General features: G+C 53.4%; 6 protein-coding genes. 5 read left to right on the plus strand and 1 reads right to left on the minus strand.

Annotation, left to right across the window (positions count from 1 at the left end; genetic code table 11):
• Window positions 1-55 precede the first annotated feature (55 nt).
• Window positions 56-1,495: an aspartate ammonia-lyase gene (locus tag JJD41_RS24120; protein ID WP_200670432.1), complete on the minus strand. Its 1,440-nt coding sequence runs from the start codon at window positions 1,493-1,495 to the stop codon at window positions 56-58.
• Between the two features lie 132 nt (window positions 1,496-1,627).
• On the opposite strand from JJD41_RS24120, the gene JJD41_RS24125 reads away from it, so the two are divergent.
• The 5 genes from JJD41_RS24125 to def all read left to right on the plus strand — a co-directional run bounded on the left by JJD41_RS24125 (window position 1,628) and on the right by def (window position 12,447).
• On the plus strand, window positions 1,628-2,806 hold the full coding sequence (locus JJD41_RS24125; RefSeq protein WP_200670433.1) for a tetratricopeptide repeat protein: 1,179 nt from the start codon (window positions 1,628-1,630) through the stop codon (window positions 2,804-2,806).
• A gap of 160 nt (window positions 2,807-2,966) precedes the next feature.
• The gene (locus JJD41_RS24130; RefSeq protein ID WP_200670434.1) at window positions 2,967-4,493 is read left to right on the plus strand and encodes a carboxypeptidase M32; all 1,527 of its coding nucleotides are present in this window, start codon (window positions 2,967-2,969) and stop codon (window positions 4,491-4,493) included.
• A gap of 116 nt (window positions 4,494-4,609) precedes the next feature.
• The gene (locus JJD41_RS24135) at window positions 4,610-7,030 is read left to right on the plus strand and encodes a sucrose synthase (protein ID WP_200670435.1); all 2,421 of its coding nucleotides are present in this window, start codon (window positions 4,610-4,612) and stop codon (window positions 7,028-7,030) included.
• 1,319 nt (window positions 7,031-8,349) lie between these two features.
• Window positions 8,350-11,766: a Calx-beta domain-containing protein gene (locus JJD41_RS24140; RefSeq protein ID WP_200670436.1), complete on the plus strand. Its 3,417-nt coding sequence runs from the start codon at window positions 8,350-8,352 to the stop codon at window positions 11,764-11,766.
• Window positions 11,767-11,883: 117 nt separating this feature from the next.
• Window positions 11,884-12,447: a peptide deformylase gene (gene def / locus JJD41_RS24145; RefSeq protein ID WP_168568312.1), complete on the plus strand. Its 564-nt coding sequence runs from the start codon at window positions 11,884-11,886 to the stop codon at window positions 12,445-12,447.
• Window positions 12,448-12,521: the final 74 nt, after the last annotated feature.

Below are 12,521 nucleotides of genomic sequence, written 5' to 3' on the forward strand. Positions count from 1 at the left end.
TAGAAACTACCCGCTTCGACAGGTAAAGCGATCGCCCTGTAGTTCTGGGTTAACTTTAGCTCAGTTCCCGGGAGCGAGCTTGCGCCGATCCGGGTAAAGCGCTCATTTTTTGCAAATCTAAGACTTGAGCTAATTGTTCTTCACTCATCAGTCCTTTTTCTAACACGAGTTGCCGCAGAGACTTACCCGTTTCTAAAGATTCTTTAGCGATAGCTGCCGCGTTGAGATAGCCGATATGAGGATTGAGGGCCGTCACCAAGGCGAGACTGCCTTCTGCATATTCCGCACAGCGATCGCCCTTCGCCGTAATGCCCTTCAAACAGCGTTCCGTCAGGGCAGCGATCGTGTGGCCGAGGATTTCGATGCTGTGGATTAAATCATAAGCGATTAACGGCATCATCACATTGAGTTCGAGTTGTCCCGCTTGCGCCGCCAGGGCGATCGCGCTATCGTAGCCCATGACTTGAAAGCAGACCATCGAAGTCATTTCCGCCATCACCGGATTGTATTTTCCCGGCATGATCGACGATCCCGGTTGAACTGGGGGCAGTTGAATTTCCTTCAAGCCCGTTTTCGGACCCGAATCCATCAGGCGCAAGTCGTGGGAGAGTTTAATTAAATCTTGGGCTAAATTGCGTAAAGCGCCAGAAACGCCGACAAACGGGGCCATACTTTGCATCGCCGCCATGTAGTGCAAAGCGGGTTCTAACGGCAGTTGAATTAACTCCGAAAGCACTTGGGCGACGCGGGTGTAATATTGCGGATGGGTATTCAATCCAGTTCCCGTGGCGCTACCGCCGAGTCCGATAACGGTGAGGTCCTTGGCGGCGTTTTCGATCCGAATCAAGTGATCGGTGAGGATTTGAGCCCAGGCGCCGAACGTCTCGCCGAGGCGGACCGGGACCGCATCTTGCATGTGAGTGCGACCGGATTTGACGATATCTTTAAATTCAATCGCTTTATCGTCCAAAGCGGCGATCGCCTCGGACAGAGCCGGGTAAAAATGGTGTTCGAGGGCTAACAAGCCGCCTACCCGGATCGCCGTCGGGATCGTGTCGTTGGTAGACTGGCCGAAGTTGACGTGATCGTTGGGGCTGACGCGGCTGTAATTCCCTTTGCGATCGCCCAACAATTCTAAAGCGCGATTGGCCAAAACTTCGTTAACATTCATGTGGTGAGACGTCCCCGCCCCCGCTTGATAGACATCGACCACGAACTGATCGCGCCATTGTCCTTGCAGGATTTCGTCCGCCGCCCGCACGATCGCCTCGGCAATCTCCGACGGGATACAACCGAGTTCGGCATTGGTCAAAGCGGTAGCTTTTTTGATTAAAACGCAAGCATCGACATAAGTGGGTAGGGGTTTGAGTCCGCTAATCGGGAAATTCTCGATCGCCCGTAAAGTTTGAATCCCGTAATAAGCATCGGCGGGGATTTGCAGTTCCCCCATCGAGTCGCGTTCGGTTCGATAATCTCGGTTCGTTGGCTCGCTCATGACTGTTTTTCTTAAGCGGATGACGGTTCTCCATCTTCGCACGAGAACTCGAACGAAAGGGGTTTGGGCGCAGTATCCTGATGAGTAGGAACCACTTGAATTCGGGTTAGCTCACCCCGGGAGTCGAAGATCGTGAACGAACTGACGACCAATTACCAGCGCACTTTGGAGTCTCGACCGGATAATTACTGGGATTGCTACCAGCAAGGGAATCAGTTGAGAGATGGGGGGCATTACCACGAAGCGTTAGGATATTATGACAAAGCCCTAGAATATCAACCGCAAGATTATTGGGCGTGGTATCAGATCGGCAACGTCTTGGGAGATTTAGGGCGTTACGAAGAAGCGATCGCCAGTTTCGAGCGAGCTTTAGCCGCCAGACCGGGAGATTATTGGGTTTACTATCAAATTGGCATCATGCTCGACCAGAGCGATCGCCCGGAAGAAGCGATCGTCAGTTACGATCGCGCTTTAGATATCCGACCGGACGATTACTGGAGCTGGTATCGTCGTGCGGGCGCCTTGCGCGAGGCGGGATGGCTCGACGAGGCGATCGCCAGTTACGACCGCGCCCTCGAAATCCGCCCGGGAGACGATTGGGCCTGGTACCGTCGCGGCGAGACCTTAGAGCAGATGCGCCGTTACGACGAAGCCCTGAGTAGTTACCGACGAGTGTTAGGAATTGACCCGGAGGACGCCACGGTTTGGTACCGTTACGGGCGCGTCCTCGATTTACTCGGCGACGCCGAAGGGGCGATCGCCGCTTACGACCGCGCCATCGAGATCGACGCCGAAGACGAGCGGATTTGGTACGATCGCGCGATCGCCCTGAGCGACTTAGAGCGCTGGACCGAAGCCCTCGCCAGTTACGACGAAGCCCTCGACCTCAACGGCGAACGGGAGTGGAGTTGGTATCAACGGGGGCAGGTGTTGCAGCAATTGGGGCATCACGACGAGGCGATCGCCAGTTACGACCGCGCGATCGCCCTTCAGTCCCAGAAAACGTCTGATGGCGACCAATACAGCTATTTAAACCGTTGGCTATGGCACGCTCGCGCCGTGGCCCTGGGGGACGCCGGACGCCATCAGGAAGCGCAAGCCGACTTCGAGCGGGCGATCGCCTTCGAGCCCGAAGAGGGGGAACTCTGGTACGACCGCAGTCGCTGTTATTTAGAACAGGGAGACCGAGAGCAGGCGATCGATAGTTTGGAACGCGCCTTGCACGCTCGACGGGCGATCGCCCGCGATCGCCTGGCCGATCCCGCATGGGCCGTCCTCCAGGGCGATCCGCGCTTTCAAGCCTTGATGTAGGGCGACAGAGCGAGACCGGGGCGATCGCCGTCTGCGCCGGAACACTTATACAATCCTCCGTCAGCGCTCCCTCGGAGGCGATCGCAGCGCCAAGCCAACAGAAAGCGGCACGAGATGGCAAACTATAACCTAGAAGATTCTATCTATCGACTCCCCAATCGTGCCAACCTCGGAAAATAACGAACCCTTACTGGCTCAATTGCAACAGCGCCTACGCGAAATCGCCGATTTAGAAGGAGCTGCGGCGGTATTGAACTGGGATCGAGTGACCTACATGCCTCCCGGCGGTGCCAGCGCGCGCGCGCGGCAGTTGGCTACCCTGAGACAATTGGCCCACGCTAAATTTACCGATCCGAAAATAGGCGAACTGCTCGAAGGGTTGGAACTCGAATACCGCGATCGCCCCTACGACAGCGACGAAGCCAGTTTGATCCGGATCGTGCGGCGGGACTACGATCGCGCCGTCCGCATTCCCGCCGCCTTCCTCGCCGAATTTTCCCAACATCGGGCCACCTGTTACGAAGCCTGGGCCAAAGCGCGCCAAGCCGACGATTTTGAGATCGTCCGACCCTATTTAGAAAAAACATTAGAACTGAGCCGGGAACGGGCAAGTTTCTTCCCAGAGAGCGACCATATTGCCGATTCGGCGATCCAGAGTGCCGATTACGGTTACACCGTCGCCGAATTGAAACCGTTATTCGAGCAATTGCGATCGCAGTTAGTGCCGATTGTCGAGGCGATCGGCGATCGTCGTGAAATTGACGACTCCTGCTTGCACCAACACTTTCCCGAAGAGCGTCAATTGCTGTTTTGCCATCGCGCGATCGCCCGGATGGGATACGACTTCAGCCGGGGACGCCAGGATAAAACCCTGCACCCGTTCATGACGAAATTTTCCCTCGGCGACGTTCGCATCACCACCCGCGTTTACGAATCCCATCTCGGACAAGCTTTGTTTAGCAGCATCCACGAAGCCGGACACGCCTTATACGAACAAGGGATTAGCGAAGCTTTTGAAGCTAGTCCCCTCGGTCGCGGGGCTTCCAGTGGATTGCACGAAAGCCAGTCCCGCTTGTGGGAGAACATCGTCGCTCGCAGTCGGGGATTTTGGGAATATTTTTACAATCAATTGCAAGGTGTCTTTCTGTCCCAACTCGGACAGATTTCCACTGAAAAATTCTATCGCGCCATCAATAAAGTCCGGCGATCGCTCATCCGTACCGACGCCGACGAAGTGACTTATAACCTGCACGTCGCCATTCGTTTCGATCTCGAACTCGCCCTGCTCGAAGGGAAATTGAGCATTCGCGACCTTCCCGAAGCGTGGCGGGAACGCTATCGCCAAGACCTCGGGATCGTCCCCGACAGCGATCGCGACGGCGTACTGCAAGACGTTCATTGGTACGACGGGGCGATCGGAGGCCGATTCCAAAGTTATACCCTGGGAAATTTGATGAGCGTGCAATTTTATCAACAGGCGATCGCAGAAGATCCAGAAATTCCCGTCGATATCGAACGCGGTAACTTGCAAACCCTACACCAGTGGCTCAAACGCAATATTTACCGTCACGGCAGTAAATACACCGCCAACGAATGTCTCCAGCGCGTCACGGGTCAATCGCTCAGTGTAGACCCCTTTATTGATTACATCCGAGAGAAATACGGAGATTTGTACGGCCTTTCGTAAGATGCATCGTTCGGTAAAATGAGTTCGATCGCCCGAGTCGGCTGTAGTTGAGCGATCGCTACAATTAAAAAGCCGAACCCAAAACGATCGAACAAAGAAATTTTAAGCGAGGCTTCATGTCCGAATTGATCAAATCCGTTCTCAAATGTGACGAAAAAAGTGATTTGCGGCAATTTGCCAGCGAATTACGCAGTTCCGAGAAGCGCTATCTCCTCCGTAACGATATCGAGCGAGCCTTCGCCGAATATTGCGAAGAACATCAAAAACCCTCCTATTTTTACCACTCCTCCTATCTCGGAAAACTCCTCTACTACACCCAAGAGATGATCTTGGAAGACGAAAGCATCTGCATGATCGTCCGTCCCAAGATCGCCTCCCAAGAAGTCTATCGGATTGGCGAAGATCTCACCGTCGAATCGATGACCGTCCAAGATTTGCTCGACCTGCGCGATCGTTTCGTAGACCGCCACCATCCCAGCGAAGGCGACGTCCTCGAACTCGACTTCCAACCCTTCTACGACTACTCCCCCACCATCCGCGATCCGAAAAATATCGGCAAAGGCGTCCAATTCCTCAACCGCTACCTGTCGAGTAAACTCTTCCAAGACCCCCGCCAGTGGCTGGAAATGCTCTTTGAATTTCTCAGCCTCCATTCCTACAACGGCTTACAGCTTTTGATCAACGAACGGATCAAAAACCGCCGCGAACTCTCCGAACGAGTCAAAGAAGCCATCGGCTTCGTCTCCCAACGCCCCGACGACGAACCCTTTGACAACTTCCGGTTCGACCTTCAAGCGATCGGATTTGAACCCGGTTGGGGCAACACCGCCGTTCGCGTTCGCGAAACCCTCGACATTCTCGACGAACTGATCGACTCCCCCGACGATGCCGTCTTGGAATCCTTCATTTCTCGGATTCCGATGATTTTCCGCGTCGTTTTAATCTCCGTCCACGGTTGGTTCGGTCAAGAAGGCGTCCTCGGTCGTCCCGACACGGGGGGTCAAGTCGTCTACGTCCTCGACCAAGCCCGCAGCCTCGAAAAACGCCTCCAACAAGAATTTCACGAGCAAGGCTTAGACGTTCTCGGCGTCCATCCTAAAGTCATCATCCTCAGCCGCTTGATCCCCGAAGCCGAAGGAACCCGGTGTGACGAACGACTCGAAAAAGTTCGCGGTACCGATAACGGCTGGATTTTGCGCGTTCCCTTCCGCGAATTCAACCCCCACGTCACCCAAAAATGGGTCTCTCGCTTCGAGATTTGGCCTTACCTCGAAACCTTCGTCATCGACGCCGAAACCGAGCTACTTGCCGAATTTCAAGGGAAACCCGACCTGATTATCGGTAACTATTCCGACGGAAACTTGGTCGCCTTCCTCATGGCCCGACGTCTCAACGTCACCCAATGTAATATCGCTCACGCCCTCGAAAAATCCAAGTACCTGTTTAGTAACCTCTACTGGCAAGACCTGGAAAATCAATATCATTTCTCCCTCCAGTTCACCGCCGACTTAATCGCCATGAATGCGGCGAACTTCGTGATTAGCAGTACCTATCAGGAAATTGTCGGTACCCCCGACAGCATCGGTCAATACGAATCCTACGCCTGTTTCACCATGCCCGATCTCTATCACGTCGTTAACGGGATCGAGCTATTTTCGCCTAAATTTAATGTCGTTCCTCCCGGGGTAAATGAAGCCGTTTATTTCCCTTACAAGCGCAAAGAAGACCGCATTCCCGCCAATGCGGAGCGCCTCGAAGAAATGCTCTTTACTTTGGACGACCCCTCCCAAATTTTCGGCAATCTCGACGATCCTAGCAAGCGCCCGATCTTCTCAATGGCTCGCTTGGATCGGATTAAAAATCTCACCGGACTCGCCGAATGTTTCGGCCAAAGTCCCGAACTGCAAGAGCGCTGCAATCTGATTTTGATCGCCGGAAAATTACGCACTGAGGATTCGACAGACTCGGAAGAAGTTGCGGAAATTGAGAAACTTTACCACATTATCGACCAATACGAACTGCAAGGAAAAGTTCGCTGGCTCGGCGTGCGTTTGCCGAAAGCCGATTCTGGCGAGATTTATCGCGTGATTGCCGATCGCAAAGGCGTTTTCGTCCAACCTGCTCTGTTTGAAGCCTTCGGTTTGACGATCTTAGAAGCTATGGTTTCTGGGTTGCCTACCTTCGCCACTCAATTCGGTGGACCGTTGGAAATTATTCAAGATCGGGTTAATGGTTTCTATATCAATCCCACGAACTTGGAAGAAACCGCCGACAAAATCCTCAAATTTGTCTCTAAGTGTGACGAACATCCCCACTATTGGGAAGAAGTTTCCGAACGGGCAATGGAACGGGTTTACAGCGCCTACACGTGGAAAATTCACACGACCCGTTTGCTCTCTCTCGCGAAGATTTACGGTTTTTGGAATTATACCTCCAAAGAAAATCGTGCGGATTTGCTTCGCTATCTTGAAGCGCTGTTCTATCTTATTTTTAAACCCCGGGCTCAAGGGTTGTTACAAGCCCATTACCAACGTTAAACGTTAAATGTCAGGGCATCTCGTCACTTTCATGTCCTGGGGGAAGAGTTGCTTGTAAAGTATCTACAATTAAGGATATTGTCTAGCTTTTTTCGGTGGAGAAAGATACAGTCTTTCTCCCCCCCAGGATCTTCACCGGAAGCGATCGCTTTTTTAATTGTCATGAAGTGCTACACCCTCATCGGTCATGCTCTCTCATGGGGCAATTAGTTAATCTAGATGGGAATCGGAGAGCCTGCAACGATCTAAAGTGATATATTGCCCCAGTTGGCAAATATCTCGTTAATTTAGATAATGAAATAAAAAGCTTACCTGCTATTTTAATTTTAAACAATTTTCCCAATCCTTTTAAATTTACCTCGATCTCACTTTCCAGATAGAGCGATCGCCACTCTCAATCACAATTTCTGAAAATTGTAACCTTGGATACATTCGACCGTTCGATCGGTTTAAAAAATTATCGTGCGCGAGACTTCGACCTTTGATTGAACCAAAATCATTAAATTTAACCCTAAAAATAGGATCTATCGGCAATTCTCCAAAGCAACGATCGATTTTTCTAGCATTGTGGGTATAATCCACCTCAAACCAGTCTTCTGACCCGATCCAATTTCCCGAAGCACAAAACAGGCAAGTTGAAGCAAGAATGTTTTTGATAACAATTACGTACTCACCTTTAACCCGGACGATCCCGACCAACCCATCCCAAAGCAAGCCCCTCTTATCGCATCCCGATTGAGAACTAATACTGCTTTAAAGCAATATAGAAATCTAGCGGGATCTAAGTGGGATCTATTAAGTTGCGGAATTCGCACTTCGGCGATCGCCTGCGCTTTGCAAGATCCGAACCTGCCGTGCGATCTCGTGGCGATCGCTAAATATTGCTCGCTCAGGCAAACAGCAGGTAAGCTTTATGAGCGTTTGGGGAATCGCCCGATCGCCGGAAAAAAGGAACTTATAAACGACAATAACGACAACCAAAATTTATGACAATCGGTGCCAAATCCCGAGTCCCGAGCTAAATCGAGGGAGTTATCGGTCTACAATTCACTCAACCGAAAGATTTGGGGCGATCGCCACTTCAGCAGCCTACCCAACCCTTGGGTATTCACCCTGAAGTAACCGACCCGAGTTTCCCCGCCAACTTCCCCGTATTCTCCCCCGTCAGGTGCATCTCAATCGTTTGCGAAACCCCTCGCGAATAACCACCGACGGACATCACGAGGAAACCGAATCTTCGACAAGTGAATTTGCACGCACTGAGATCCTCACACACCCGCTCTCAACTTGACGATTCTGCAAATTAGGAGATTCAAAACATGCCAGGCAACACAGAGGAGACCTTCTCCCTCGCTAACAACGATTCGATCGCGGGGTCTACAGCGCAGCAAACTCAACCCAACTCGTCCGAAGGCATCTTCCTAGATTTCTCCAACGGAGAAAACTTTAACGCCCTTCAAGGCAACGACACCATTATCGGATCCTTCACCGACGACACCCTATCCGGAGACTCAGGCAACGATTTAATTTTCGGTAACCAAGGCGACGACATCCTCGACGGGAACGAAGGCGACGACTCCGTATATGGCGGAGCCAACAACGACACCGTTAGGGGCGGCTCCGGTAACGATCGCCTCTTCGGCGACGCCAACAACAACGGCAGATCCGCCTTACTCGACCCCTTCGGCAACGACTACCTCCAAGGGGGACTCGGAAACGACGAAATCCACGGCAACCAAGGTCGAGACACCCTAGACGGCGAAGGGGGAAACGATACCCTCTACGGCGGTCAAGACTCAGACATCCTCTTGGGGGCCGACGGCAGTGACCTGCTCTACGGCAACAACCACAACGATACCGTTTATGGTTCCACAGGCGACGACACCGCCTTCGGCGACGCTGGAGACGATGTCGTCTATGGCGAAGAAGGCAACGACTTCATCGACGGCGGTCAAGGCAACGATACCCTCTCCGGCGGAAGCGGTAACGACCTAATCCGAGGCGATCTCCTCGAACAAGGAGAATCCCCCTTCCAAGCCGTCAGCCTCCCCTTCAACCTCATCGAACTGCAAGTTAACGACCTACTCTTCGGTGAAGACGGAAACGATACCCTCATTGGTGGCGCCAACAACGACCTCTTATTCGGTAACACCGATAACGACGTCCTTTACGGCAACCAAGGTACCGACACCGTTTATGGCGGTCAGGGCAACGACCTCGTTTATGGCGGCCAAAATAACGACCTCCTCTTCGGCGATAAAGGCGACGATACCCTATCCGCCGACGAAGGGAACGACACCGCCTTCGGCGGAGAAGGCAATGACATCATCTTCGGCATCTCGGGTAATAACGTCCTCGGCGGCAATCAAGGCAACGACATTCTCGTCGGTGGCGCAGGGGACGAAACCCTCCAAGGCGGGAAAGATAACGATTCCCTCGTCGGGAACGAAGGGAATGACGTTCTCGACGGCGATCTCGGTAGCGACACCCTCCGAGGCGGACAAGGCTCCGATAAATTCGTCCTGCGAGAAGGCATCAGTAACTTCGACCCGGCCCAACCCAACTTAGTCACCGACTTTACCGACGGCGAAGACTTCATTCAGCTCACCGGACGGCTGCGGTTTGAAGATGTCGATATCCGCCAAGGCATTAATGAAAATGCAGGCAATACGGTCGTTCGCGAACTGCTCACCGGGAATGTCATTATTCTCCAAGGAGTCAACGCCAGCACGATCGATCGCTCCGACTTTCTGCCACCGCCGCCGCCGCCGCCGCCGCCGCCCGCACCTCCCGGCGGTGATTCCGGGCTGCCTCCAATCGAAGAACCACCCGAGATCGGTCCCACCCCCACAGACCCCACCGAACCCGAACTTCCCGACGAACCAGGTACCTTACAATTTGGCGCGGCGAATTTCCAAGTCAACGAAGACGGTACCCCAGTCACCGCAGTAACGATTATCCGAACGGGCGGCGATTTGGGCGCCGTCGGTGCCAGTCTCTCCCTCAGCAACGGAACGGCTACATCCCCCGATGACTATCAGGATGCGCCGATTTCCGTCGAATTTCAAGATGGGCAAACCTCTCAAACGATCGCCATTCCCATCACCCAAGACGAATTGGCAGAAGGCGACGAAACTATCAATCTCTCCCTGGCCAATCCGACGGGAGGAGCCAGCATCGGCGCCCAACGTACCGCCACCCTCACCATTGTCGATGACGAAGTCCCCGGGAACTTAGCCTTTAGTTCCCCCACCTACACCGTTTTAGAAGACGACAGTACGGCGCTCGTCGTCACGGTGACTCGTTCTAACGGCAGTGATGGGGTTTTGGAAGCGACCGTCACCCTCAGCGACGGTCCGGCCAACCCGAATGCTACACCGCCCGTGGATGCCGCTACGGGAGGATCGGAGCCATTTGCGGCTGGAGTGGACTACAACAACAGCGCCATTGCGGTCAGCTTTGCTGACGGAGATACGGCACCGAAGCAGATTCGCATTCCCGTCAATGCCGATGCCCTTCCCGAAAATAACGAAAACCTGACATTAACCCTCGTCGGACCTCGGGTGGGTCAAACGACAGAAGCCGTGTTGACTATTGAGGATGACGACGATCCCGATCGCACCATCCTGCAATTTACTGGGGCGACTTACAGTTATGCAGAAGATGGCACGCCGACCGACGCTCAAGTGACCGTCTCGCGTTCCGGCAATTTGACCGCCGGGGCGACTGTCGATGTCAACTTTGCCAATGGCACGGGCGCCGAAGGAGCCACGGGAGGAACTGATTTTACGGCGGCTGGCGTCGATTTCAACAATACGGTTCAAACCCTGACGTTTGCGCCCAACGAAACCGAAAAGACCGTCAATATCAGTATCAATGACGATACGGATGCGGAAGCGAACGAGTTATTCCAAGCCAGCTTAGTCAATCCGACTTCGACGGATGCGACCGTCATCGCTGCTGTCGGCCCGCAATCAACGGCAGACATCGAAATTGTCGATAACGATCTGCCCGTGGTGACGATCGCCGCAACCACGCCAAATGCCAGCGAAGATGGCAATGCCGGACGCTTTACGATCACCCGTCAAGATTCCCTCGGCAATCCGATTGTCAACGATCCCAATCCCTTGACGGTGACCTACAGTGTCGGCGGTTCGGCCAACAGTGGGGAAGATTTCGATCCGATTACCGGAACGGTCACCATTGCCGCCAACCAAGCGGATGCGACCATCGACATTACCCCCATCGACGATGACGAAAGCGAACTCGACGAAATTATCGAATTAACACTGACGGGAGGGCCGCCGGACTACACCATTGGAGGTGAAGAGAATGCAGCCGTGACGATCGCCGATAACGATATTCCGACGATCTTTATTTCTCCCACGGATCCGGAAGCGGCAGAAGGCGGTCCCGAAGGCAACGGTCAATTTACTTTGCGCCGCCTCGGTGACAAGCGAGATGCCCTCACGGTCGGCTATTCGGTTTCGGATTTGAGTTCGGCTACCCCAGGAGTGGACTTTGAAGCGCTGGCTGGAACGGCGACGATTCCCGCAGGAACCGATCGCGCCACCATCACCATTAGTCCCCTCGATGATGGCATTCCGACAGGCTCGAATCCCGGCGAGGAATCCTTTGTCGAAACGGTCATCTTAGAATTGACCCCAACCACTTTCCCGCCTTACGATGTCGGCGGCTCCGGGGTCGGAACCCTCATTTTGTTTAACTATCCCTAAACGGGCGATCGCCTCGATCGGTTGAGCGAAGTTGCCAGATTTTCTCGACGAGAAGTTGTCGAGAGGTCTGGCAGCTTTTGTATGATTAAGAAAGATAACGAAAACAAAAAGGAGCCTATGACTTCTGAAATTCTCGTCGAGAAGACGAAGTTAGATAAGCCACCCCTGACGATCCACTTTCTCGGCGATCGCGTTTTACGCCAGTCAGCCAAGCGAGTTGCTCGCGTCGATGACGAAGTACGCCAGTTAGTGCGCGAAATGCTCGCCAGCATGTACACGGCGGACGGAATTGGTTTAGCTGCCCCCCAAGTCGGCGTTACCAAGCAGGCGATCGTCGTAGACTGCGAACCGGATAATGCGGCGACACCGCCTTTCGTGTTGATCAATCCCAAAATTAAGAAATATTCTCGCGACGAGTGCGTTTACGAGGAAGGCTGTTTGAGCATTCCCAACGTTTACCTAGATGTCAAACGTCCCAGCGCGATCGAAGTTTCTTTTAAAGACGAACACGGACGCCCTCAGAATCTCAAAGCCAGTGGCTTGTTAGCCCGTTGCATCCAGCACGAAATGGATCACCTTCACGGCGTTCTGTTTGTCGATCGCGTCGAAAATACCCTAGCGCTGACCGAACAGCTTTCAAAACACGGCTTTTCCCTACAAGCAGTGAAGCGGGTGGCTTAGGGAAAAGCAGGAGGACGAAGGCGACCCCTCGGGTCGATCCTTCTCCTCTCGAAAGAGGCGACGGTCTCGCCGTT

This window comes from Oxynema mangrovii CENA135 (assembly GCF_016632315.1).
GTDB lineage: Bacteria > Cyanobacteriota > Cyanobacteriia > Cyanobacteriales > Laspinemataceae > Oxynema > Oxynema aestuarii.